Consider the following 24594-nt stretch of genomic DNA (forward strand, 5'->3'; position numbering starts at 1 on the left):
GCCGACGGCAAGTGGAGCTTCCAGACGTCCGACCTGTCGGGCAAGAGCCACGCCTTTACCGCGGAGCAGGTTGACACCACGGGTCACGTGGTCGGAACCAGTTCGGGCGCGGCGATGATCGGCTCGGGCCGCAGCGACACGCTGACCGGCAGCACCGGCAACGACGTCATGGTGGGCAAGACGGGCGCGGATACGTTCACGTTTGCGTCCAACTTCGGCCAGGACGTCATCAAGGACTTCGCTGCCCGCGGACCCACGCACGACACGATCGAGTTCAGCAAGAGCGTGTTCGACAGCTTTGCGAGCGTTCTCTCCCACGCGGCCCAGTCAGGCCATGACGTCGTGATCGCGACGGGGAGCGACACCCTCACGCTGAAGAACACGCAGCTCGACAAGCTGAACAGCCACGACTTCCACTTCGCGTAGGAGACGGATCAGCCGCACAAGCTGGTACTCGACAAACTGCCTCGGAGGATCCCTTGGGGGATCCTCCGACAAGGCCACGACTGAAGTTCGATGGCGGGGTGATCCCCCGCCCACGGCTTCCTAAACCGTAGGTCGGAAGTTCGAATCTTCCCGGGATCCCCATTTTTCATGGGCCACCGTTACGGTTTGCCGCGCCATTCGGCGTGAAAATTGCTAGAAGCGAACGGCTTCCTTCCTCGCTGGCCCGGCTGCCATGCCGCCGCACCTCACTGCCTCATCCGGAGACGACGATGCCTTTCGACTTGATCCTGCGCGGGGGGCGGGTGATCGACCCCTCCCAGAAGCTCGATGCCGTGACCGACGTCGCCTTTGCCGGCGGCAAGGTGGCGGCGATCGGCGGCGCCCTCAAGGCCGATCCGGGCACGGAGGTGCGCGACGCCTCGCAGCTCATCGTGACACCGGGACTGATTGATCTGCACACCCATGTCTATTGGGGCGGCACCTCGCTCGGCATCGATGCCGAAGAATTCTGCCGGCTCTCCGGCGTCACCACAGCGGTCGACACCGGCAGCGCCGGGCCCGGTAATTTCGCCGGCTTCCGCAAGCATGTGATCGAGCCGAGCCAGGTCCGCATCCTCGCTTATTTGCACGTTTCCCATGCCGGCATCTTCGGCTTCTCGCACCGGATCATGGTCGGCGAGAGCGAGGAGTTGCGGCTGATGAATCCGATCGAGGCGGCCAAGGTGGCCGATGCCAACCGCGATCTCATCGTCGGCATCAAGGTGCGCGTCGGCTTGCACTCCTCGGGCACGTCGGGGGCGGTGCCGCTCGACATCGCGCTCGAGGTTGCCAACGAGGTCGGCATGCCCCTGATGGCGCATATCGACCATCCGCCGCCGAGCTATGAGGAGGTGCTGGCTCGTCTGCGTCCCGGCGACGTGCTGACCCATGCGTTCCGGCCCTTCCCGAACACGCCGGCGACCGCGCAAGGCACGGTGAAGAAGGCGGTGCTGGACGCGCGCGAACGCGGCGTGCTGTTCGACATCGGCCACGGCAAGGGCTCATTCGCGTTCAAAACCGCGCGCGCGATGCTCGCCAACGGCTTTTATCCGGACACCATCTCCTCCGACATCCACCAGCTCTGCATCGACGGCCCCGCCTTCGACCAGGTCACGACCATGTCGAAATTTCTGTGCATGGGCATGGAGCTATCCGACGTGATCGCGGCCTCGACGGTAAATGCGGCGATGGCGCTGCGGCGTCCTGAGCTCGGCAGCCTCAAGCCCGGCTGCGTCGGCGACGCCACGTTGATCTCGGTCGGCCGCGGCCAGTTCGACTACGAGGACGTCGTCGGCGAGCACCTGATCGGCGACCGCAAGATCGTGTCCGAGGGTGTCGTCATCGGCGGTCGCTGGTGGCATCCGAATTGAGGCGGCGTGCGTGCTCAATCGAAAGCTCGCCGTCTTCCGTGGCGCACGTTCAATGCGATGACTGACCAGACATCGTGGCGGTCGAGGCAGGCTTTTTTGATCCTCTAGAGCGCTATTTGAGCTTGTTCGCTATGCTGTCAAAGGTTGCGAATACAGGTTCGATAGCGTACCCGGCGAGAAATGACAGAGCAAAGGCAGACACCGAACTCTGCGATAAGACGCCGCCGAAGCCGATGGCAACGCCCGCCAAGGCTCCTAATGTCACCCGAACCAGATTACGAATTCCAGACGTGCTGGAATATGAGCTGCTTCTAATCTGTTCCGAGAGCATCCTCACGACGTAGGCACAGGAGCCGGTCAGTCCCAATAGGATCGGCAGGATAGTTGCTCTAATCATGCTTCCAACGTCTTGCGCGCGCTGTGTTATGGGTTGGGCTCGACGCGATAACAAGCGATAGTTGTCGACTGTCTCTTGTACGATGGAGAGTTTGGTAGGAATGCCGCCGTCGCCTTTCTCGTAACAGAATGACTTGCTCGAGTATTCGTTGTTCCCGCAGACGGGATAACGCTTCCAGTTCAAGTATGCGACCGAGTCCGTCTTGGAATAAAGTGTGTCTGCGTTGGAATACAATTTCGGCAATAGACTCGCTAGTTTGTCGGTAGCGGTTCGATACTCTGCATCCTTCTGCACTCCGGCATTTCCAGGAGCAGCAAAATCATCCTCTTTTGTAAGTCCTTTGCTCCTCAAAACGGAAAGCTGCCCCACGACATCGTCTGCTATCGGATCCGTAACCTTCACCAAGTTTATCACATCGTCGTTTATGGTCGTGGTGTTTGACGTGAGAAACATCAGCGTTGCCGAAACGATCAACAGCATGAAGAGAAGCGACATGTACCAAAACGCCGCGCGCTGCGGTGCCGTCGTCACCGTCCCGGCCGGGGCCAGCCAAAATCTCGACGGGATTTGGTCGGTGCTGGTAATGAGCGTGTCAGTGTTGACCGGACTTATAAGCGAGCAAAGCGAATTGAAACTGATCCAGAACTTCGCAGCTATCGCCGGCGTCCAACCATTGGCCGTTTGCGCGTCCACGCTTTCTTGAACCGTGGTTATAACTTCGGCCAGGGCTTTCTTTTTTTCGCTATCCGTTATCGTTTGGGCGGCAAACTTAATCAACGGACCACATTGTTTAAGAGTAGAGATCTCCAAGTCACTGGCATTCGCCATTGATGAAATCCTTTGATGTCGATGATCGCGTCATCCAAATGCGGTTTGGTACCAAGAATATCGATATGCGAGTATTTTACAAAAAGTAACCTTAGGTGCAAGTAGGGCGGCAGCTCGCGAGCGTTCGCAAACTTTGCATTGACCATACTGCCTGTTCGGCAGCGCCCGGCGGCTCCGCACGATCGCTGGGAGCGAGGCGTCATCGGCTGCCGCTGGTGGCGTCCGAATTGAGCGGCAACAGGATCACAGCGACCTCGCGATCAACAGCTTCATGATCTCGTTGGTGCCGCCATAGATCTTCTGGATGCGGGAATCGATGAAGATGCGCGAGATCGGGTATTCCTGCATGTAGCCGTAGCCGCCGAACAGCTGGAGGCATTCGTCGGCGGTCTCGACCTGCTTCTCCGAGCACCAGTATTTCGCCATCGACGCCGTCACGGTGTCGAGATCCCCGGCGACCAGGCGCTCGATGCACCAGTCGACGAAGACGCGCGCGATCATCGCTTCGGTCTTGCGCTCGGCGAGCTTGAAGGCGGTGTTCTGGAAATCCATCAGCGGCTTGCCGAACGCCTTCCGCTCCTTGGTGTAGTCGGTGGTGAGCTTGACCGCGCGCTCCATCGAGGCGACGGCGCCGACCGCGAGCGCAAGGCGCTCCTGCGGCAATTGCTGCATCAGCTGGACAAAACCTTGGCCTTCCTCCTTGCCGAGCAGGTTCTCGGGCGGCACGGTGACGTTGTCGAAGAACAGCTCGGAGGTGTCGGAGGCATGCAGGCCGATCTTGTCGAGATTGCGCCCGCGCTTGTAACCGCCCGCGCCCGCGGTCTCCACCACGATCAGCGAGATGCCCTTGGCGCCGACGTCGCCGGTGCGCGCGACCACGATGACGAGATCAGCGGCCTGGCCGTTGGTGATGAACGTCTTCTGGCCGTTGATGACGTAGGAATTGCCCTGTTTCTTGGCGGTGGTCTTGACGGCCTGCAGATCCGAGCCGGTGCCGGGCTCGGTCATGGCGATGGCGCCGACCATCTCGCCCGAGGCCATTTTGGGCAGCCAGCGCTTCTTCTGGTCCTCCGAGCCGTAATTGAGGATGTAATGCGCGACGATGGCGCTGTGCACGGAGACGCCGGTCGTCATCTCCGGCACCGTGCTTTCGAGGTCTTCCAGCACCGCTGCGTCATAGGCGAAGGTGGCGCCCAGGCCGCCATATTCCTCAGGCACGCTCGCCAGCAGCGCGCCCATCTCGCCGAGGCCGCGCCAGGCGAAGCGGTCGACCATCTTCTGCTCGCGCCATTTCTCGGCATGCGGGGCCAGGTCCTTGGCGAGGTATTTCCGGAACTGGTCGCGAAAGACGTCGAGCTCTTCGGTCATCCAGGAGGAGCGGTAGGACATGGTTACCTCGGTTGATGCGCAGTTCCGGCTTGGTAGGCTAGTCTGCGGCGGCAATTATTGTGTTTTCAGGCTGCGCCGGTGACGCTACCAAGGCGGCCGGAAACGCGTCTGTCGGGATGATCGATTGTGGCTGTCAAAACTCAAGAGCTCAAGCTCGACATCGAGCGCATCGGCACTGTCTCAGCGATCCTGACGCAGCCGGACCATGCGCGCGCCTGCTACGTGATGGCGCATGGCGCAGGCGCCGACATGCGTCATTCCTTCATGGAGAAAGTCGCGGAGGGTCTCGCGGGCCGCGGCATCGCGACGTTCCGCTTCAATTTCCTGTACATGGAGAAGAAGCTGGGGCGTCCGGACCAGCCGGCAGTCGCGCATGCCGCCATCCGCGCGGCCGTCGCGGAGGCGGCGCGGCTTTGTCCCGGGCTAAAGCTCGTCGCCGGCGGAAAGTCGTTCGGCGGCCGCATGACCTCGCAGGCGCAAGCGAAGGCGCCGCTGGCTGACGTGAAGGGGCTCGCCTTCCTCGGCTTTCCCCTGCATGCCGACAAGAAGCCGTCGTCCGAGCGTGCCGAACACCTCACCGGCATCGCGATCCCCATGCTGTTCCTGCAGGGAACGCGCGACGGGCTTGCCGATCTCGGCTACCTCAAGCCTGTCGTCGAGAAGCTTGGCGCGAAGGCGACTCTGCATGAGGTTGAAGGCGGCGATCATTCCTTCGCGGTGCTGAAGAAGTCCGGCCGGACGAATGAAGAGGCGCTCACAGAAGTGCTCGACACGCTCGCGGCCTGGATTGACCAACTTGCCTGAGCTTCACGCCGAGTAAAGCCCCTTGTCGCGCGCCTTCTGGATCGCGAGCGCGGCGATCAGGTCGAGCGTCGGCGTGGACAGGCCGGCGGTGCGCGCGAAGGCGGCGGGCGCCTTCACCAGCACGTCGATCTCCATGGCGCGGCCAAGCTCGTAATCCTGCAGCAGCGAGGGTTTGTGATTGGGGGCGGGTCCGCTCCGCGTCACGCGCTTGACCTCGGGGATGAAGTGCTGGGCGATGTCGTTGGCCTCGTTCAGCATGCGCGGAATGAGTTCGGTGAAAGCGGGGTCGTCGCGCACGCCGCGTGCGGTCTGGCCGGTCAGCAGGCACAGCACCGACAGCGACATGTTGGTCAGCAGCTTTGACCAGATCGCCTCGCGGATTTCCGCCACCGGCGGTGATTCCAGCCGGGCGTCGTTGAAGACGCCGCGCAGCTTGGTGATGCGCTCGCAATTGCGGTCGTCGCATTCGCCGATCAGCAGGCGGTTGCGGTCCGGCGTCAGGTTCTGCACCACTCCGGGCGCGGTCACCTCGTTGGAGGAGAAGACGACGCCGCCGATGATCCGCTCCTTCGGGATGCAAGCGCGCAGGCGTCCGCCGGGGTCGAGGAAGGAAATGTCCGGCGGTGTCGGGTGCCGCGGCGGCAGGCCGATTCCGTACCACCAGGGAATACCGTTCTGGGCAAAGACGATGGCGGTGTCGTCCTGAAGCAGCGGCTTGATGCTGGCGACCAGCCCCGGCAGCGCGGTGGCCTTCAACGTCGAGATCACGACGTCCTGCGGGCCGAGCTGGGCCGGATCGCCTGATGCGTTCACCTTGGCGGAAACCTCGGAATCGCCGACCCGCAGCTTAAGTCCGCCCGCGCGCACCGCCTCCAGATGCGCGCCCCGCATCACGCAAGAGACCTCATGGCCGGCGCGCGCCAGCCGTACCGCAATGTGGCTGCCGACGGCGCCCGCGCCGAAAATGCAGATGCGCATGTTGATCCCGTCCCTGATCCCTTGGTGCCATCAGGCGGCAGCATGACACAAGCCGCCATGCGATGGACGCGGCTGCCCTACGCCGGAAAGATATGGATCAAGGCGCGCGGCCTCGGCCATAGTGCGCGGCAAACAACCGGAGGATCGCCGATGACCGCCAACCCCGTCCTGTGGACCCTCGATGAGCGTGGGGTTGCGACCGTCACGTTGAACCGGCCGGAGGTCAACAACGCCTATGACGGCGCGCTAATCGCGGGCGTGCTGGCGGCGATGGACGATCTCGGCAAAAAGCCAAACCTTCGCGTCGTCGTGCTGAGGGGTAACGGCAAGCATTTCCAGGCCGGCGCCGACCTGAAATGGATCAATGGCGTGCGGCCGCAATCGGCTGATGCCAACGAGGCGGCCTCGCGCGCGACCTTCGAGGCCGTGCAACGGCTCAACACGCTGCCGATCCCGACCGTCGCGCTGGTGCAGGGCGGCTGCTTCGGCGGCGGCACCGGCGTGATCGCAGGCTGCGACGTCGTGATTGCCGCGGACAACGCCCTGTTCTCGATCACCGAGGTGCGCTGGGGCCTGACGGCGGCGATCATCATCCCGCAGCTTTGCGACGCCATCGGCGTGCGCCAGGTCCGCCGCTACGCGCTGACCGGCGAGCGTTTCGGCGCCGAGGACGCCCGCCGCATCGGCCTCGTCCACGAGGTGGTGCCGCTCGCGGATCTCGAAGCCGCCGGAGCCAAGGTGGTCGAGCAGCTGCTCGCCAACGGGCCGGAGGCAATGGCTGAAACCAAGAAGCTCGCGCTGGAGAGCTCGTTCGGCGGCATGGCGGTGGACGATGCCGCCTACACGCGGCTCGTGCAGCTGCATTCACTCAAGCGCCAGAGCGCGGAGGCTGCAGAAGGGCTGGCCTCGTTCGCCGAGAAGCGGGCGGGGAATTGGGGTGGGGGGAAAGGTTGAGCGTCAGCAGCCGCGGCAGATGTTGTTGATGCTGCGATAGACGGCGTCGTCGTCCTGCCGCATCTGGCGCAGCGTTTCGAGCGTCTGGCCGTCATGGGCGGGCGTAACGGGCTTGCGCTTCGCGGCGAGTTCGTCCTCCTGCCGCTTGTAGCAGGCCTCGCGCTCGGGCTTGGCCTGGATGAAGCGGCAGTTCTGCTCCACGGCTGCGGCGGGAGGCGCCGAGAGCGTGAGGGCGAGCAGCGCGGGGAGAGTGAATTTCAAAGCGATCGCATCCATTTATTGAACCAAGGTGCTTGTCGTCGCCCGGCTTGACCGGGCGACCCAGTACGCCGCGCCTTCTCCGCATACGTTTAGCGTCTCTGGAATACTGGATCGCCCGGTCAAGCCGGGCGACCAGCGGAGCTTGACGGCTCTTCGCTCAGGTCCGCCCTGCGAGAGCAACCGCCATCTTGTGACAGCGGCACGACCAGGCTCACAGCGACGGTGCGAGCGACGTTTTCAGCAGTGTCAGCAGCGCCTGCACTGCCGCCGCATTGCGCCGGCGCTCGGGGACCGCGGCTTTCACCCACAGCTCCGGAATCGGAAAGTCGCGCAGCACCGGCTTGAGCGTGCCGGCGCGCAAGGCATCGGCCACGAGATAATGCGAGAGCAGCGCGATGCCGTTGCCGGCGATCGCGCTGCGCGCCAGCACGTGTCCCTCGTTGGAGGAGAGCAGCGGGCTGACCTGGATGCTGATGCGGCCGCGCGGTCCGTCGAAGATCCATTCCGGGCCGGTCGGCAGAAAGCTGAGGCAGCGATGCTCGACGAGATCGCGCGGGTGCTTTGGCGTGCCGTGCTTCTTCAAATAAGCGGGCGAGGCGCAGAGCAGCCGCTTCAGCGCGCAAAGCGGCTCGTCGACCACGCCGCCGAACGAATGCGGGAAGGCGCCGATGGCAATGTCGAAGCCTTCGGTGACCGGATCGACCGGGCGATCGATCAGCACGATATCGAGCTTCAGCTTCGGGTTCTGAGTCTGGAACGAACTGAAGGCGTCGGCGAGCCGAGCGACGGTCAGCGAAGTCGGTGCCTTGATGCGCAGATGATCGACGAGATCGTGGCCTTTCTCGCCCATGCGTGAGAGCAGATCGGTCGCATCGGTCACCACGCCGCGTGCGCGATGCACATAGCGCTGTCCGGCCTCGGTCAGTCGCAATTGCCGGGTCGAGCGGTGAAACAGCGCCGTGCCGATCCGCGCCTCCAGCTGCGTGACGCGTTTTGCCACCACCGAGGTCGAGACGCCGAGCTTTCGCGCGGCGGCCGAGAAGCCGGCGGCGTCGGCGGTCGCCAGGAACGCTTGCAGGTTCACCAGGATATCCATGCCGACCTTTCTCGATTCGCGAAAGCTGATCGCGTATTCTGGTGGATTGTAGCTCGGTGCGCGCTAATTCATAGTCGCTCCCAAGCAAAGGTATTTGGGAAGGGACGCGCCATGCGGGCCATGACGATCGAAGAACCGGCACGGCAGGTGCCGCTTTATGGCGAATACGAAGTCGTCGTGCTCGGCGGCGGCCCCGCCGGCATCGTCGCCGCGGCCTCAGCCGCGCGCGCCGGGCGGAAGACGCTTCTGATCGAGCGCTACGGCTTCCTCGGCGGCATGGGCACCGCGGCCGGCGTCACAAATTTCTGCGGTCTGCATGGCAATGTCTACGGCCAGGCCCATCGCCTCGTGCAGGGCATGGCGTCCGAGCTACTGGCGCGGATCGATCGGCTCAATGGCCTGAACACGCCGCATTTGATCCTCGGCAAGGTTTTTGCGCAGGCCTACGACACTGCGGCCTACAAGATCGCGGCCGATCAACTTCTCGCAAGCCACAAGGTGCACATCCTCTTCCACGCGCTCGGCGCCGGCGTCGTGATGGGCGACAACAGCCGCATCGACGCGCTGATGGTCGAGACCAAGGCCGGCCGGCAGGCGGTGCGATCAGAGATTTTCATCGACTGCTCCGGCGACGGTGACCTCGCCGTCTGGGCCGGCGCGCCATTCGAGCTTGGCGATGAGCATGGCCATCCCATGTACCCCTCGATGATGCTCCGCCTCAACGGCATCGACCCTGACAAGGCCGGCGACGCCTGGCGCACTATCCCGCAATTGATGGAAGAGGCCATCGCGACCGGCACGCATAAATTTCCGCGGAAAAGCGCGATCGTGCGGCCGCAGAAATCCGGCATCGAATGGCGGGTGAACTTTACGCAAGTGGCGCGCGAGGACGGCCATGCCATCAACGGCGTCGAGCCCGACGATCTCACCCGCGGCGAGATCGAGGGCCGCAAGCAGGCGCTCGCCGCGTTCGAATTCCTGCGCACCGTGCCGGGCTTTGAAAAATCCTACATCGTCGATTTGCCGCCGCAGCTCGGCATCCGCGAGACCCGCCGCATCAGGGGTGGCTACCAGCTCAGCGGCGAGGACGTGCTCGGCTGCGCCTCCTTCGAGGATTCCATCGGCGTCAACGGCTGGCCGATCGAGGCCCATGTGCCCGGCGACGTCGTCTTCACCTTCCCGCCGATCCCGGAATCGCGCGGCTACAACGAGCTGCCCTACCGGATGTTGGTGCCCGAAGGCGTCGACAACCTCCTGGTCGCCGGCCGCTGCGCCTCCATGACCCATGAGGGCCAGTCCGCGGCACGGGTCTCCGGTGCCTGTTTCGTGATGGGCGAGGCGGCCGGTTCCGCCGCCGCGCTGGCGCTCTCCGGAAACCGGATCCCGCGTGACATCCCGGTTGAAAAATTGCAGGAAACGTTGAAACAACAGGGCGCCTTCATCGGACGGGACCAGCCGGTGCCCGAGGGCCTGTAACGGACTGCAAGATAAACGACGGCGGAGGAAACGGGATGATCGGAATTGCGCGGCTCGCGGCAGCCAGTCTTTTGGCGATCATGGCCATGGGTGCAGCCCACGCCGAGGATGCGCTGAAGGCCAGGATCGGCGTGCTCCGTCTGTCGTCCTCCGCGCCGGTTTTCATCGCGCAGGACAAGGGCTATTTCCGCGAGGCCGGCCTGGAGGTCGAGCTGAAATTCTTCGACGCGGCGCAGCCGATCGCGGTCGCCACCACCTCGGGCGACGTCGATTTCGGCATCACCGCTTTTACCGCCGGTCTCTATAATCTCGCCGGCAAGGGCGTGCTGAAGGTGATCGGCGGGATGAGCCGCGAGAAGGCCGGCTATCCCCTGATCGGCTATTTCGCCAGCAACAACGCCTACGCCGCCGGGCTGAAGACGCCGAAGGACCTCGCCGGCAAGCGCGTAGCGATGACGCAGGTCGGCTCCTCCTTCCACTATTCGCTCGGCTTGCTCGCCGACAAATACGGCTTCAAGCTTGCGGACGTGAAGATCGTACCGCTGCAATCGCTGTCGAACGCCGCCGCCGCGCTCAAGGGCGAGACCGTCGATGCGGCGCTGCTGCCGATCTCGACCGCGCGAAAGCTCACGGACGAAGGCGGCGCGAAATTCTTAGGCTGGGTCGGCGACGAGACGCCGTGGCAGCTGGGTGCGGTGTTCGCTTCGCCGAAGACACTGACCAACAAGGCGCTGGTGACAAAGCTGCTGGGCGCGCTCGCCAAGGCCGACCGCGAATATCACGACGTCATCCTCGCCGCGATGAAGGACGGCGTCGCCCCGATCAACGACAAGACCAAGCCACTGCTGGAGATCATCGCAAAATACACCAATCTCCCGGTCGAGCAGGTGGTCGGCAATTGCGCCTATATCGATCCCGACGGCAAGCTGGACGTGAAGAACGTCGACAACCAGATCAAATGGCTGCAGGAACAGGGCTTCGCCGACAAGGGCTTTGACGCGAATGCGATCATCGCCAAGGACTATGTGAAGGCGGATTGATGCTTCCGTCATTCCGGGGCTCGCGAAGCGAGAACTATGGTGCGCAGTTGCGCACCATAGAATCTCGAGGTTCCGGGTCTGATCCTTCGGATCATCCCGGAACGACGGAGAACGGGATAGACGAGACAGAATGGACCTGATCGCCAACCACATCTCCCACCGCTTCGGCGACCTCGCCGTGCTCGACGACGTCTCCTTCACCGTCAGCGCCGGCGAGGTGGTGGCGATCGTCGGGCCGTCCGGCTGCGGCAAGAGCACGCTGCTGTCCATCCTCGGCGGACTGCTGCAGCCGACCTCGGGCGCGCCCGAGCTGCGTGGCGCGCCGCCGGCGGACAGCCTCAATCCGCTCACCTTCGTGTTCCAGGATTTTGCGCTGCTGCCTTGGGCGAGCGTGGAGGAGAACGTCGAATTCCCGCTGCTGCACACCCAGCTCTCGGCCACGCAGCGCCGCGCGCTGGTCGACGATGCCTTGCGCCGCACGGGCCTGACCGATTTCCGCACAACCTACCCAAAGCAGCTGTCCGGCGGCATGCGCCAGCGCGTCGGAATTTCGCGCGCGCTCGCGGTGAAGCCCGCCATCCTGCTGATGGACGAGCCGCTGTCGGCACTGGATTCGCAGACCCGCGAACTCCTGATGGAGGATTTCGTCCGCCTGCTCGCCGATGGCGGCATGGGCGCGGTCTATGTCACCCATAATCTCGAAGAGGCCGCCCGGCTCGCCGATCGCATCGTGGTGTTGTCGCGGCGGCCCGGCCGCATCCGCGAGGTCGTGACGGTGCCGATGACGCGCACCGAACGCGGCGAAGCGGCGGCGCGCGAAAAGCTGCTGGCGCTGCAGAACGAGATCTGGTCGCTGATCCGCAACGAGGCCATCGATGCCGAGCGCGAGGTCCAGCATGCTTGATCGCGCGGCGGCTGACACTGCGAAGGATAGCGCGACGCGGCGCGTCCGCTTCCGCGGCGCCGGCTTCGTGCCTGCGTCGAGCCGTTTCGGCGGCTGGGTCGCGCTCGCCCTCGTCATCGCGATCTGGCAGGCGGCGGGCAGCACCGGCCTCGTCAATGCACTGTTTCTGCCGACGCCCGCTGCAATTGTACGCGCGATCTATCAGCTCGCGATCTCAGGCGCGCTCTGGCAGCACCTTTCCGCATCGCTGCTGCGCATCGGCGTCGGCTGGCTGTTGGGGACGGTGGCCGGCGTCGCCGTCGGCTTTGCCATCGGCCTGTCGCGGCTGGCGCGTAGCGTCGGCATCACCTTCATCTCGGCGCTGTTCCCGATCCCGAAGATCGCGCTGCTGCCGCTGTTGATCCTCTGGCTCGGCATCGGCGAAGAGCCGAAGATCGCGACCATTGCTTTGGGCGTGTTCTTCTCGACCGCGATCTCGGTCTATAGCGGCGTCGACGCGGTGCCGCGCAATCTCATCCGCATGGCGCAGAGTTTCAACGTTCCCTTCGCCACCATCGTGCGCAAGGTGGTCTGGCCGGGGGCGCTGCCCGCGATCCTCGCGGGCTTCCGCATCACCGCATCAGTGGCGCTGCTCCTCGTCGTCAGCGCCGAGATGATCGGCGCTCAATACGGCATCGGCGCCTTCGTGCTCCAGGCCGGCAATCTGATGCAGACCGATCAGCTGCTCGCGGGCGTGGTGATTTTGTCGGTGTTCGGGCTGGCGGTGGGGAAGGTGATCAATTGGCTGGAGCTTAGGCTGCTGCACTGGCGGTAGCCGCAGTCCGCGCTGCCGTAGGGTGGGCAAAGCGCAAGCGTGCCCACCATTCCGTCATGAGTCGCGAAGACGTGGGCACGGCGCTTCGCGCCTTTGCCCACCCTACGAGACCTGTGCCCTCACGCATTTCCGCGATCTTCCCGGAACAAATCCAGCTTCTGCTGCACGGGGCGATCCGAGAAGCTGAACAGCACGGCATCCTCATCCGCTTCGTGCGTCACCCATTGCCAGCTCGGCACCACGAACAGATCGCGCGGCCCCCATTCGAAAACGGCATCGCCGATCCGGCTGCGGCCCTTGCCTTCGATCGGGCAGAACACCGTCGCATCGGTCGCGCGATAACGCGCAGTCTTGAAACCCTTCGGCAGCAGCTGGATGAAGGTGCCGATGGTCGGCATCGCGAAATCGCCGGTCTCGGGGTTGCTGAACTTCAGCTTCAGTCCGTGGCAGGCATCCCACTCCTGGCTCGTCCTAGCTTTCTCCAGCGCCTCGCGCGTGTAGGCATAGGGATAGCTGAAGATCGGCGAGGTCTTCGAGCTCCGCTTGACGTCGACCGGCAGCAGGTTGTGGCCGTAGCGGGCAAAGCTGTCGCCGGCCGGTCTCGTAATCTTCTGCTGGTCTTCCTTGGAGCCTTCGGCAAAGGAGCAGTCGAAGAACTGCACCAGCGGAATGTCGAGGCCATCGAGCCAGAACATCGGCTGATCGCTCTCGTTGGAATGGTCGTGCCAGGTCATCGACGGCGTGATGATGAAGTCGCCGGGCTCCATCGCGGTGCGCTCGCCGTCAACGGCGGTATGCGCACCCTTGCCTTCGAGCACGAAGCGCAGCGCCGACTGGCTATGCCGGTGCGCAGGCGCGACGTCGCCGGGCACCACCATCTGCACGCCGGCATAGAGCGAGGTCGTGATCTTGGACTGGCCGCGCAGGCCGGGATTCTCCAGCACCAGCACGCGCCGCTCGGCTTCCTTGGCGGTGATCAGCTTGCCGGCCTCCGTCATGTAGTCGCGGATGATTTCGAATTTCCAGAGGTGCGGCCGGCAGGCGCTCTTCGGCTCCGGCGTGATCAGGTCGCTCATCACCGTCCAAAGCGCGGTGAGATTCTCGCCGTCGATCTTCTTGTAGAACGCCTCGCGTTCCGGCGTCTTGGTCACCGCTTCCATGGCGCGCCTCCTGCTCGTTTCTAAATTGACAGTATACTGCCAATCTGGCTAGCGTCAACGTGACGAACGACGTACAAGCAACGAGAAAACGGGAGGGTTCCGATGAAGCTGCACGGCTATTTCCGCTCCAGCGCCGCCTATCGGGTGCGGATTGCGCTGAACCTCAAGGGCCTCGGTGCCGAGCACCTGCCGCATCATTTGCGCAAGGGCGAGCAATGCGCGCCCGCCTATCTCGCCATCAACCCGCAAGGCCTGGTGCCGGCGCTGGAGGACGGCGGCGCGGTGCTGACGCAATCGGTCGCGATCATCGAATGGCTCGACGAGACCCATCCCAATCCGCCGCTGCTGCCGAAGGATCCGCTGCGGCGCGCCAAGGTGAGGGCGTTCGCGCTGGCGATCGCCTGCGACACCCATCCGGTGCAGAACCTGAAAGTGCTGGCGCGGCTGCGCGAGCTCGGTCTGCCCGAGGAGAAGGTCCAGGACTGGGCGGCGTGGGTCAACCGCGAAGGGCTGTCGGCCTGCGAGACGCTGATCAGGGACGAGCCCGGGCCGTTCTGCTTCGGCGATGCGCCGACGCTCGCCGATCTCTGCCTGGTGCCGCAGCTCGCCAATGCCCGCCGTTTCGGCGTCGACGTGTCGGCCTATCCGCGCCTGCTCGCGGCAGAGGCGGCCGCAAAGGCGCTCGCCGCGTTTGCCAATGCCGCACCGGAGAAGCAGCCCGATGCCGAGTAAGCCGCCTCCTCCGATCACGATCGACGCGGTCTATGCCGCGCCGGGCTATCTGTTCCGGCGCATGCAGCAGATCGCGGTCTCGATCTTCATGGAGGAGTGCAAGACGTTCGACCTCACTCCGGTGCAATATGCGGCGTTGATCGCGATCCACACCCATCCCGGCATCGACGCCACGCGGCTGTCGGCGGTGATCGCCTTCGACCGCTCCACGCTCGGCAGCGTGATCGAGCGTCTCCAGGCCAAGGACTATGTCGAGCGCAAGCCGGCCCCCGAGGACAAGCGGATCAAGCTGCTCCATCTGACCAAGTCGGGCGCCGCGATCCTGCGCGAGATCATCCCCGCCGTCGAACGCGCCCAGGCGCGGATGCTGGAGCCGCTCAAGCCCGCCGACCGCAAGGAGTTGATGGGGCTTTTGGTGCAGCTCGTCGATCTCAACAACGAGGCCTCACGCGTGCCGCTGCGTGCCGAGGATGCGCTGGAGCATCTGGGGAAGGCGGGGTGAGGGGATGTGGGGCGATGGTCGCGCCCGACACTCAGATTTCGTAGGGTAGGCAAAGGCGCCCTTGCGCCGTGCCCACCACCTCTCTCAAACGATCGGAAGTCGTGGGCACGCTTCCGCCTTCGCTCTTCGAGCTACGGCGGACAAGTCGCTTTGCCCACCCTACGATTGCGGTGGTATGGGCCCCGCGTTCGCGGGGACGACAGCGAGAGTGTGGCGGCGCTGTCGCCTTCATCTCCGCTGTCATTCCCCGCGAAGGCGGGGAATCCAGTACGCCGCGGCTTCTCGGTTCAATCACCAACGTCTCTGGAATACTGGATCGCCCGGTCAAGCCGGGCGATGACAGTGGTGGTCACATCCGCAGCAACGCCTGCCGGTCGATCTTCCCCGTGCCCGTCTTTGGCAGCTCGTCGGTGAAGATCACCTCGCGCGGATATTTGTAGGGAAGCAGCTTGCCCTTGACGTAATCCTGCAGCCGCCGCGTCGTCTCGCCCGGGTTGGCTGCGCGGCTGTTCATCACCACCACCGCCTTCAGCGTCATGCGCCGGTCCGGCAGTTCGGCGGCGAACACCGCGCATTCGCGGATATCGGGATGGTCGGCGAGGCACAGCTCGACCTCGAGCGGGTAGACCCACTGTCCCGAGATCTTGATGAGATCGTCGGCGCGGCCGCGGAAGAAGTGGAAGCCGTCGGCGTCGCGCACGAAGCGGTCGCCGGTGTAGATCCAGCCGCCCTGCCGAATCGTCTCGGCGGATTTGTCCGGCCGGTTCCAATACAGCGGCGTGTTGGAATCGCCACGCACCCACAAAATGCCTTCCTCGTTATCGGCGACGCCGCGCCCATCCTTGTCGCGCAGCGCGACCTCGTAGCCGGGTACGCGCAGGCCCGCGGCACCGAGCTTCTTCTGCTCGGGGCGGTTGGAGAGATAGATATGCAGCACCTCGGTCGAGCCGAGGCCCTCGACGATCTCCAGGCCCGTGAGCGTCTTCCAGCCGTTGAAGACCTCCGCCGACAGCACCTCCGCAGCCGAAAGCGACATGCGCAGCGACGAGAAGTTGGTCTTGTCAGCGCCTTCGGCTTTGGTCAGCGACGTATAGAGCGTCGGCAGGCCGAAGAAGACCGTTGGGTTGTACTGCTCGATCGCTGCGAAGATCGCGGCGGGTTTCGGTTGCCCCGGCAGCAGTAGCGTTGCCGCGCCTGCCGAGAAGGGGAAGGTGACGGAATTGCCGAAGCCATAGGCGAAGAAGATCTTTGGCACCGAGAAGCAGATGTCGTCGGGCGTCAGCTTCAGCACGTTCTGCGCAAAGGCGAGCTCGCTATAGGCCATGTCGTGCTGGAGATGCACGATGCCCTTGGGCCGGCCGGTCGAGCCGGACGAGTACATCCAGAACGCCATCTCGTTGCGGTGCGTCTCCGCTTCCGCCAGCTTGGCCGGGAATTGCTTGAGCCAGCCCGTCGCCGCGAGCGCGCTCGGCGCGGTGTGATCGCCCGCCTCGCCGTTGGCGACGATCAGCGTGCGCAGGAGCGTGTCCTTGCAGGCCTCGGCATTGAAGCGTGGCGCGAATTCGGCATCCGCCACCGCAACGCTGGCGCCGGAATCGGCGAGGTAGAATTGCAGCAAATCCGGCGGCGTCAGCGTGTTGATCAGGAGCGGCACGAAGCCGGCCCGCACCGCGCCGAAGAACGCGGCCGGGTAGGCGGGCGTGTCGTCGAGAAACAGCAGCACGCGGTCGCCGCGCCTCAGACCGAGCGATGCAAACCCGTTGCCCCAGCGGCAAGCCTCGTCGCAGAGCTCGGCATAGGTCCGTGTGCCTGCCGGACCCATGAGCGCGACCCTGTCGCCACGGCCTTTGGCGAGATTGTCGAACAGCACGCGGCTGGCATTGTAGATTTGCGGAACGGCAAAGCCGATCTCGCGCGCTCCCTCGCTGTCGGCGGGAACCTGGTCGAAGATCTCGTTGCTCATGCCTCGTCTCCGCCGTTCTTGGCAGCCTCGTAACGCGCCATGAAGGCCGGCGACATATGGCGCAGGCGTGCATCGTCGATGCGGCCGGAGCGGGTGATGTAACTATAGGCAAAGTCCATCAGGTCCTGCTGCATGTGCTGGGCAAAATGCTCGTACCAGAAGGCGCTGGTGCGCGCGGCGTTGACGAGCTTCTGCACCACCGGCTTTCGCGCGGCCTGATAGCGGTGCAGGGCGGTCGCAAGATGCGCATCCGATTCCAGCGCCTTGACCAGCGCAATGGCGTCCTCGATCGCAAGCCGCGTGCCCGAGCCGATCGAGAAGTGCGCCGAATGCAGGGCATCGCCGATCAGCACCATGTTCTTGAACGACCAGTGCTCGTTCCAGACCCAGGGAAAGTTGCGCCAGACCGATTTGTTGGAGACGAGGCAATGGCCGCCTAGCGTGTCCGCGAACACCTCTTCGCAGACGCCCTTGGACTGCTCGACGTCCTTGTAGGCGAAGCCATAGGCCTGCCAGGTCGCGTGGTCGCATTCGACCAGGAAGGTGCTCATGGCCGGCGAGTAGCGGTAGTGATGGGCGTTGAAGGCGCCGCGATCTGTTTTCACGAAGGTCTGCGACAGCGTGTCGAAGCGCTTCGAGGTGCCGTACCAGACGAACTTGTTGGAAGAGTAGGACAGCGAGGTGCCGAAATCTCCCTCGAAGGCGCGGCGCACCAGCGAGTTCAAGCCGTCGGCGGCGACGATCAGATCATGGCCGTTGAGCTGGTCGATGGCATGAATCTGGGTGTCGAAGCGCGGCGTGACGCCAACGTCGAGCGCGCGCTGCTGCAGGAACCTGAGCAGCTCGAGCCGCCCGATCGAGGAGAAGCCGACCCCGTCGATGGCGACGCTGTCGCTGCCGAGGTTCAGCGTGATGTTCTGCCAGCTTTCCATGTGCGGCGCGATCGCATCGACCGTCTCGGGGTCGTCGGCACGCAGGAATTCCAGCGCCTGGTCGGAGAACACGACGCCAAAGCCCCAGGTCGCGTCGGCCGGGTTCTGTTCGAACAGGTCGACTTGATCCTCGGGATGACGCTTCTTCCAGAGATAGGCGAAGTAGAGCCCACCGGGCCCTCCGCCGATCACGGCGATCCGCAACGTCTGCCTCCCTAATTGACAGTATACTTACTATCTAGGGGTAGACTAATGTGCTCCGGCGTCCCGCGCCAGCGGAATTATCGGCCAGCGCAGGCGCGCCAAAGCGCATCTCCGGACACAATTTTTACGCGTGTCCGAAACCGTCAGGTCCGAATCATAGCCAAACCGCGCCGGCTTGGCCATCCGCACCGTCAGACGCAGCGCTTCACGTAAACCCCGTTCACCAGGACCCTGGTGCAGCGGACGACCGGAACCGGCTTGCGGACCACGACGGCGGCGTTCGGCCCGGCGCAACCGGCGCGATAGACGCCGCGTGCGCACACCACCGCATTCGCGTCGGTGGCCTCGAACGTCATCGTTGCTCCGAAGGCGAGGAGCGCAGAAGCAACGAGCAGCAATGAACGCATGTTGTCCTCCCGGTCTTGTCGTGATCGAAATCGGATATCTGCAAAAGATTTGTCGTTGCAGGCGTGCGGAAATTCATGCGCACGCCGTTCGTCATTGTCGCGCGCTTTGGCGCGTGTGCCGCGTTATCTCGCCGCGAACGGCGCGAGCACGTCCCTGCAGGCCGGCGAGAGCGATGCCGCCCTGTTGGAAATGCATTGAATGATGCGGCCGCCGCCCGGCGCGACGCCGGCGCAGAGCGTGCGGATGTCGGCGCCGCAGGCGGAGCGCGCGATGAACAGCTCCTCGCGCGGCAATAACGGGCGCAGGACGATCACGGCTGGCGCGGCCGCCGGTGCTGCTGCTGCAGGCGCTGCGCCCGCGGGTGCCGCCGTTGCTGCGCCGCCCCCGGCTGCAGCGCTGACGGCCTTCTCGCAGGCCGGCGAAACCCTGGCCTTGTTCTTCTCCAGGCATTCGAGCGCTGCCGCGCCGCCCGGCGGCACGCTGGCGCACACCTTGGGATAATCGCCGCGGCAAGCACTCTTGACCGCCGCAATCTCCGCGCTGCTCGGTTGCCTCGCTGCAGCCGCCTTCGGCGCCGGTGCGGCGGCGGGCTTCGCAGCGGGGGCGGATTCAGCCTTCGGAGTGGCAGGAGCCGCCTCGGTTTTGGGAGCCGCCTCGGTCTTCGGCGCGGCCGGAGCGGCTTCGGTCTTCGGAGCCGCAGCGGGCTCGACCGCGCGAACCGCGGTCTGGCATCCCGACGACAGGCTCGACATGTTCTTCGCCAGGCATTGATACGCTTCCACGCCGCCGGGCGTGACGCTCGCGCAATGGGCCATGAAGTCCGAGCGGCATGCGGACCGGATGGCGCCCTTCTGAGCCTCGGTCGGCGCTTGCGCGAACGCGCCTGTTGCAGTTGCGAAGAGCGCTGCCGCGAGCAACGCCGCGCGCGTTGATGCATGCTTCAACGTATTGAACATCTGAACGCTTCCCTGCCTCGTCGGCAGTGCCGACGATTCCCAAAATATGATGAAATCGCAATCGCCGCGGGTAATGCCCCGCGTGCGATATCATTGGCCGCTTTGACCTCTACCGCAAGTAGATAATACCTGCGCAATTGCGAACTAATCAGGGCGGCTGACCCGAAGGGCTGCGCTCGCGCAAAGTGAGCAACGGCTTTCCCTCGCGACAAACGCGGAGCGCGGTTGCGCGGAGATCGCCTTCAAACAACAGGCTGTCAGAGCCTGACCATGCGCTTGCCGCGGTTCTCGCCCGCGAGCAATCCGATCAGCGCCTTCGGCGTGTTCTTGAGGCCATCGATGATGTCCTCCTGCACCTTCAGCTTGCCGGATTTGACCCAGCCCTGGAGCTCGGCGAGCGCGCGCTGGCTCTCCTTCATGTAATCCATCACGATGAAGCCCTGCATGACCAGCCGCTTCACCACGATCAGGCCCGGCACGCCGCGCGGGCCGTGCGCGGAGGGCGCGCCGTCATATTGCGAGATCGCGCCGCAGCAGGCGATGCGGCCGTAATTGTTCATCTGCGGCAGGCAGGCTTCCAGAATGTCGCCGCCGACATTGTCGAAATAGACGTCGATGCCCTTGGGTGCAACTGCACGTAGCGCCTTGAAGACCGCGCCGTCCTTGTAGTCCACGGCGGCATCGAAGCCGAGCTCGGAGGTCAGCCAGCTGCACTTGTCCGCGCCGCCGGCGATGCCGATCACGCGGCATCCTTTGATCTTGGCGATCTGGCCGACGATCGAGCCGACCGAGCCCGCGGCCGCGGAGACCACGACGGTCTCGCCCTCTTTGGGCTTGCCGATCTCCAGCAGGCCGAAATAGGCGGTGAGTCCGGCGATGCCGAACACGCTGAGCAGGTGCGTCATCGGCTCGAGCTTCGGCATCTTGGTGAGATGCTTTGCCGGCACCGCAGCAAACTCCTGCCAGCCGGTGTCACCGAACACGATGTCGCCTGCCGCAAGCCCCTCGGCCTTCGAGCTGACGACCTCGGCAATGGCGCCGCCAGCCATCACGCTGTTGGCTTCGACGGCGGAGCGATAGGTCGCGCCGTGCATCCAGGCGCGGTTGGCGGCGTCGAGCGAAATGTATCGCACACGCAGCAGGACTTCGCCGTCCTTCGGCTCCGGCACTTTGCTCTCCACCATCTTGAAATGTTCGGGGCCGAGCTTGCCGCTGGGTTTTTCGACCAGCAGAATCTGATGATTGGTGTTGCCGCTCATGGCGTTTCCCTCTTTGATTGTCTTGACGATTATTGATGCAGCCGCCGCAAACAAAACGTGCAGGCCGCATGCGTTGTGCGCTGCATGAAGGCTAGATCGCGGCGTTCCATTTCACAACGGGAACATCCTGAAAACGCGGTCACACGCAAAGCGTGTTGCGTCGTTGTAATATCTGCGACATCATGAAGCGCCGGTGTACGTGGGGGTAAGCGATGTCGAACAGGTTCACGCAATACATTCTGGCGGCGATGGTGCTCGGCATCATCATGGGGTCGGCGATCTACAACTTCCTGCCCGACACCCGCGCCGACTGGGCCTCCTCCATCAACCTGATCGCCATGATGTTCCTGCGCCTGATCAAGATGATCATCGCGCCGCTGGTGTTCGCGACCCTGGTCGGCGGCATCGCCCATATGGGCTCGGGCTCCAAGCTCGGCCGCATCTTCGCCAAGACCATGGGCTGGTTCATCAGCGCCTCCTTCGTCTCGCTGCTGCTCGGCCTCGTGATGGTGAACCTGCTGCAGCCCGGTGCGAACTTCCCGGGCACGCTGCCCCAGGCGGGGCAATCGACCGGCCTGCCGGTGTCGGCATTCTCGATCGAGAAATTCCTGACCCATCTGATCCCGACCTCGATCGCGGACGCGATGGCGCAGAACGAGATCCTGCAGATCGTGATCTTCGCGGTGTTCTTCTCGGTGGCGATGGGCTCCATGCCCGAACGTTCGAAGCCGATCCTCGCGATGATCGACGACGTCGGCCACATCATGCTCAAGGTCACGAGCTACGTGATGCTGTTCGCGCCGCTCGCGGTGTGGGCCGCCATCACCGCGACGGTGGCGAAGAACGGCCTGCTGGTGCTCTGGAAGCTCGTCGTCTTCATGGGCGGCTTCTATCTCTCGCTGGCGATCCTGTGGACCATCCTGGTCATCGTCGGCTTCATCGTGATCGGCCCGCGCTACAGCCATCTGTTGAAGCTGGTCCGCGAGCCTCTGATGATCGCATTCTCGACCGCGAGCTCGGAGGCGGCCTATCCGAAGACGCTCGAGGCGCTCAACCGCTTCGGCGCCTCGTCGCGGATATCGAGCTTCGTGCTGCCGCTCGGCTATTCCTTCAATCTCGACGGCACGATGATGTACTGCACGTTCGCGGCCGTCTTCATCGCGCAGAGCTATCACATCGACATGCCGCTCGGCACCCAGCTTGCGATGCTGGCGACGCTGATGATCACCTCGAAAGGCGTCGCCGGCGTGCCGCGCGCCTCGCTCGTCGTGATCGCCTCGACGCTGGCGCAGTTCAACATCCCCGAGGCGGGCCTCTTGATGATCATGGGCATCGACACCTTCCTCGACATGGGTCGCAGCGCCACCAACGTGATCGGCAACACGCTCGCGACCTCGGTCGTGGCCAAATGGGAAGGCGAGCTCGGGCCCGAGCACGAGCTCGGACCCGGCGACGTCGTGCCTGAGGACATGGTGCCGGGCGAAGTGCCCGCGATGGCCGGCCATGGATAGGAGCGAACCATGGGCCAGACACTGGCGAGGTCACTGACCTCAGGCGGCTTGTTGCTTGCGGCATCGTTGCTCGCGACCTCCTTGTTCGCGACCTCGGCATCCGCGCAGACCGGCGGCGAAGGGCTCAGCCCGGCGCTGTCGGCCATCAAGAAGGCGCACACCGTGCGGCTCGGCTATCGCGAGAGCTCGCCGCCGTTCTCGTTCCTCGACCAGTCGGGCCGTCCGATCGGCTATAGCCTCGAGCTCTGCGAGGCCATCGTCGAGGAGATCGGCGTCGAGGTCGACGATCCCAATCTCAGAATCGACTACGTCAAGGTCACCTCGGACGACCGCATCGATGCCGTGCTGCAGAACAAGATCGACCTGGAATGCGGCTCGACAACCGCCAATGCCGAGCGCGGCAAGCGCGTCGCCTTCTCGCCGCTGATGTTCGTCGCCGGCACCAAGCTGATGGTGCCGAAGGGAGCGGCAATTTCCGGTATCGCTGACCTGAAGGGCAGGACCGTCGTGGTGACCAAGGGTACGACGAACGAGCAGGCGATACACGCCGTCGACAAGAAGCTCTCGCTCGGCCTCAACATCGTGACCGCGCCGGATCACGAGCAGTCGTTCCAGATGGTGAACGACGGCAAGGCTGATGCATTCGCGACCGACGACATCCTGCTCCACGGCTTGATCGCGCGCCACAAGGCGCAGGAGTATTTTCGGGTGGTCGGGGACTATTTGTCCTACGACCCCTACGGCATCATGTTCAGGAAGGGCGAGCCGCAGCTATCGGCCGTGGTCGAGCGCGCCTTCCGCAAGCTCGGCTCCAACCGCGACCTCGTCCCGCTCTACAACAAATGGTTCACCGCAAGGCTTCCCACCGGCGAACGTCTGAACGTGCCGATCTCGCTGCAGCTGGAGGAGGCGTTCAAGGCGATGGACGATTCAGCGAGCGCGAATAATTAGAGCGGCGGTCTTTCTTACCTCCCCTGGAGGGGGAGGGTCGATCGCGCGCGGCGCGAGCGGGGTGGGGTGATCTCTCCGCACGGGCAGTGTTCATGTGGAGAGATCACTCCACCCCGCTGCGCATTCCGCTTCGCTCCATGCACAGCGACCCTCCCCCTCCAGGGGAGGGTGAGAACTTCCGGCCCGGCTAGTACGCTTTTCCCCCAAATACCCGATCCAGCGCCGCGTCATACGCCGCTTGCACCAGCTCCGGATGCAGCTTGCCGAGCGCTTCCATCATCACGCCGGAATTGATCTCGAGCACTTTCCATTCGCCCTCGACACGGACCACGTCGATCGACGCAAAGGCGATACCGATGGCGCGCGCGGCATCGCTCGCGAGCTTCACGCAGGCCGTTCGAACCTCGCCCTCCTCCAGCAGCACCGGCTTTGCGCCGGCATCGAGATTGTGCCGCCAATCCGTGCCGCGCTGCTTGCTGTAGACGACGAGGGGCGCCTCATCGAGCAGCACCACGCGGACCTCGTCCTCGATCGCGACATAGGGCGAGATCACGAGCCCGGCGCTCATCGAAAAAACCTCGCTGGCCGCGCGGTCGAGTTCCGTCGCCGTCGTCACCTTGAACACCGACCGCCCCGATGTCCCCTCGTTCGGCTTCACCACCACGCCTTGCGGATTCTGAGCCAGCAGCGCGAGCATCCGCTGGCGCCAATCGGTACCGGCGACGTGCACGCCCAGCTTTGGGTTGAGGAAGAGGTGATGGCAAATGCAGGGCACGCCCTCCAGCGCCAGCGCATCGGCGGTCGCCGATTTGTCGTTGGCGAGGCGATGGGCGATGGCGCTGTTGAGACCGATGTCGTAGCCGAAGGCGAAGCGCCGCTCACCGCCCCGGCGCATCGCGATCAGCCAGCCATCGGCGCGGACATCGACCGCGATGCCATGCGCCGCGCAATAGCGCCTGATCGCCTGGACGAAGATTCGCTCGTCGCTTGCCGCCATGTGCTTCTGTCGCTTTTCAGACGTTCCTGGCGCCAAAAGCCGCAAAAATGCGGGAAACGGCGCCGAACCAGGGTGAAAGTCAGAGCTATTCTTAATGAAATTCTCGCGAGCGCGATGGAAATTAAGTGCTGCATTCGAACGCTGCAGGGAAAAGAAATTGCCCGCGGCGCGTGCCCGGCAGCAGATTCATTAACAATATGGCCAATTCCGCCGCAAATGCCG

At 64.2% G+C, this 24594-nt stretch carries 23 protein-coding genes and 1 pseudogene; 12 read left to right on the forward strand and 12 right to left on the reverse strand.

Annotation, left to right across the window (positions count from 1 at the left end):
* Window positions 1-426, forward strand: a pseudogene (locus RAD10_RS26165) (Ig-like domain-containing protein); the annotation flags it as partial.
* 290 nt (window positions 427-716) lie between these two features.
* Window positions 717-1856 (forward strand): amidohydrolase/deacetylase family metallohydrolase, encoded by a 1140-nt coding sequence (locus tag RAD10_RS26170; protein WP_461619758.1) that lies wholly within the window; start codon window positions 717-719, stop codon window positions 1854-1856.
* 112 nt (window positions 1857-1968) lie between these two features.
* Here the strand turns inward: RAD10_RS26170 and RAD10_RS26175 are convergent, their stop codons facing one another.
* Together RAD10_RS26175 and RAD10_RS26180 are read right to left on the reverse strand one after the other, a co-directional pair.
* On the reverse strand, window positions 1969-3081 hold the full coding sequence (locus RAD10_RS26175) for a hypothetical protein (RefSeq protein WP_461619759.1): 1113 nt from the start codon (window positions 3079-3081) through the stop codon (window positions 1969-1971).
* A gap of 243 nt (window positions 3082-3324) precedes the next feature.
* On the reverse strand, window positions 3325-4470 hold the full coding sequence (locus tag RAD10_RS26180) for an acyl-CoA dehydrogenase family protein (protein WP_461619760.1): 1146 nt from the start codon (window positions 4468-4470) through the stop codon (window positions 3325-3327).
* 126 nt (window positions 4471-4596) lie between these two features.
* Between RAD10_RS26180 and RAD10_RS26185 the strand changes: the two genes are divergently transcribed.
* Entirely contained in the window at window positions 4597-5274 is a 678-nt protein-coding gene (locus RAD10_RS26185; protein WP_461619761.1) for an alpha/beta hydrolase family protein, read from the forward strand.
* A 3-nt stretch (window positions 5275-5277) separates the two neighbouring features.
* Here the strand turns inward: RAD10_RS26185 and RAD10_RS26190 are convergent, their stop codons facing one another.
* The gene (locus RAD10_RS26190) at window positions 5278-6252 is read right to left on the reverse strand and encodes a ketopantoate reductase family protein (protein ID WP_461619762.1); all 975 of its coding nucleotides are present in this window, start codon (window positions 6250-6252) and stop codon (window positions 5278-5280) included.
* 150 nt (window positions 6253-6402) lie between these two features.
* Between RAD10_RS26190 and RAD10_RS26195 the strand changes: the two genes are divergently transcribed.
* Window positions 6403-7206 carry an enoyl-CoA hydratase-related protein gene (locus RAD10_RS26195; RefSeq protein ID WP_461619906.1) on the forward strand — a complete coding sequence of 268 codons (804 nt, stop codon included), beginning with the start codon at window positions 6403-6405 and terminating at the stop codon, window positions 7204-7206.
* 3 nt (window positions 7207-7209) lie between these two features.
* On the opposite strand, the gene RAD10_RS26200 is transcribed toward RAD10_RS26195, so the two are convergent.
* The gene (locus RAD10_RS26200; protein ID WP_461619763.1) at window positions 7210-7467 is read right to left on the reverse strand and encodes a hypothetical protein; all 258 of its coding nucleotides are present in this window, start codon (window positions 7465-7467) and stop codon (window positions 7210-7212) included.
* A gap of 211 nt (window positions 7468-7678) precedes the next feature.
* Window positions 7679-8563, reverse strand: a complete 885-nt coding sequence (locus tag RAD10_RS26205; RefSeq protein ID WP_461619764.1) for a LysR family transcriptional regulator — start codon at window positions 8561-8563, stop codon at window positions 7679-7681.
* Window positions 8564-8674: 111 nt separating this feature from the next.
* On the opposite strand from RAD10_RS26205, the gene RAD10_RS26210 reads away from it, so the two are divergent.
* The 4 genes from RAD10_RS26210 to RAD10_RS26225 all read left to right on the forward strand — a co-directional run bounded on the left by RAD10_RS26210 (window position 8675) and on the right by RAD10_RS26225 (window position 12797).
* Entirely contained in the window at window positions 8675-10039 is a 1365-nt protein-coding gene (locus tag RAD10_RS26210; protein ID WP_461619765.1) for an FAD-dependent oxidoreductase, read from the forward strand.
* Window positions 10040-10074: 35 nt separating this feature from the next.
* Window positions 10075-11079, forward strand: a complete 1005-nt coding sequence (locus RAD10_RS26215) for an ABC transporter substrate-binding protein (protein ID WP_018316440.1) — start codon at window positions 10075-10077, stop codon at window positions 11077-11079.
* A gap of 130 nt (window positions 11080-11209) precedes the next feature.
* Window positions 11210-11983, forward strand: a complete 774-nt coding sequence (locus RAD10_RS26220; RefSeq protein WP_461619766.1) for an ABC transporter ATP-binding protein — start codon at window positions 11210-11212, stop codon at window positions 11981-11983.
* Window positions 11976-12797 (forward strand): ABC transporter permease, encoded by an 822-nt coding sequence (locus RAD10_RS26225; RefSeq protein WP_461619767.1) that lies wholly within the window; start codon window positions 11976-11978, stop codon window positions 12795-12797. Before RAD10_RS26220 ends, RAD10_RS26225 begins: the two co-directional genes overlap by 8 nt.
* Before the next feature lie 119 nt (window positions 12798-12916).
* On the opposite strand, the gene gtdA is transcribed toward RAD10_RS26225, so the two are convergent.
* Window positions 12917-13957 carry a gentisate 1,2-dioxygenase gene (gene gtdA, locus RAD10_RS26230; RefSeq protein ID WP_461619768.1) on the reverse strand — a complete coding sequence of 347 codons (1041 nt, stop codon included), beginning with the start codon at window positions 13955-13957 and terminating at the stop codon, window positions 12917-12919.
* Window positions 13958-14059: 102 nt separating this feature from the next.
* Between gtdA and maiA the strand changes: the two genes are divergently transcribed.
* Both maiA and RAD10_RS26240 read left to right on the forward strand, forming a co-directional pair.
* Window positions 14060-14689, forward strand: coding sequence for a maleylacetoacetate isomerase (gene maiA / locus RAD10_RS26235; protein ID WP_461619769.1), 630 nt, complete (start codon window positions 14060-14062; stop codon window positions 14687-14689).
* Window positions 14679-15191 carry a MarR family winged helix-turn-helix transcriptional regulator gene (locus RAD10_RS26240; protein WP_461619770.1) on the forward strand — a complete coding sequence of 171 codons (513 nt, stop codon included), beginning with the start codon at window positions 14679-14681 and terminating at the stop codon, window positions 15189-15191. The genes maiA and RAD10_RS26240 overlap by 11 nt, the downstream gene beginning before the upstream one ends.
* Window positions 15192-15540: 349 nt before the next feature.
* Here the strand turns inward: RAD10_RS26240 and RAD10_RS26245 are convergent, their stop codons facing one another.
* The 5 genes from RAD10_RS26245 to RAD10_RS26265 all read right to left on the reverse strand — a co-directional run bounded on the left by RAD10_RS26245 (window position 15541) and on the right by RAD10_RS26265 (window position 20913).
* Window positions 15541-17154 (reverse strand): benzoate-CoA ligase family protein, encoded by a 1614-nt coding sequence (locus RAD10_RS26245; RefSeq protein WP_461619771.1) that lies wholly within the window; start codon window positions 17152-17154, stop codon window positions 15541-15543.
* Window positions 17151-18290, reverse strand: a complete 1140-nt coding sequence (locus RAD10_RS26250; protein ID WP_461619772.1) for an FAD-dependent monooxygenase — start codon at window positions 18288-18290, stop codon at window positions 17151-17153. Before RAD10_RS26250 ends, RAD10_RS26245 begins: the two co-directional genes overlap by 4 nt.
* Window positions 18291-18481: 191 nt before the next feature.
* A complete protein-coding gene (locus tag RAD10_RS26255) occupies window positions 18482-18697 on the reverse strand; it encodes a hypothetical protein (protein WP_028175115.1) in 216 nt (71 codons plus the stop codon).
* Window positions 18698-18820: 123 nt separating this feature from the next.
* Window positions 18821-19654, reverse strand: a complete 834-nt coding sequence (locus RAD10_RS26260; RefSeq protein WP_461619773.1) for a cysteine rich repeat-containing protein — start codon at window positions 19652-19654, stop codon at window positions 18821-18823.
* 257 nt (window positions 19655-19911) lie between these two features.
* Window positions 19912-20913 carry an NADP-dependent oxidoreductase gene (locus RAD10_RS26265; RefSeq protein ID WP_461619774.1) on the reverse strand — a complete coding sequence of 334 codons (1002 nt, stop codon included), beginning with the start codon at window positions 20911-20913 and terminating at the stop codon, window positions 19912-19914.
* 212 nt (window positions 20914-21125) lie between these two features.
* Between RAD10_RS26265 and RAD10_RS26270 the strand changes: the two genes are divergently transcribed.
* Window positions 21126-22424 carry a dicarboxylate/amino acid:cation symporter gene (locus tag RAD10_RS26270; RefSeq protein WP_461619775.1) on the forward strand — a complete coding sequence of 433 codons (1299 nt, stop codon included), beginning with the start codon at window positions 21126-21128 and terminating at the stop codon, window positions 22422-22424.
* Between the two features lie 9 nt (window positions 22425-22433).
* The gene (locus tag RAD10_RS26275) at window positions 22434-23375 is read left to right on the forward strand and encodes an amino acid ABC transporter substrate-binding protein (protein WP_461619776.1); all 942 of its coding nucleotides are present in this window, start codon (window positions 22434-22436) and stop codon (window positions 23373-23375) included.
* A gap of 187 nt (window positions 23376-23562) precedes the next feature.
* Here RAD10_RS26275 and RAD10_RS26280 read toward each other — a convergent pair whose 3' ends face one another.
* Window positions 23563-24372 carry an ATP-grasp domain-containing protein gene (locus RAD10_RS26280; RefSeq protein ID WP_461619777.1) on the reverse strand — a complete coding sequence of 270 codons (810 nt, stop codon included), beginning with the start codon at window positions 24370-24372 and terminating at the stop codon, window positions 23563-23565.
* Window positions 24373-24594: the final 222 nt, after the last annotated feature.

This window comes from Bradyrhizobium sp. 23AC, assembly GCF_054863025.1.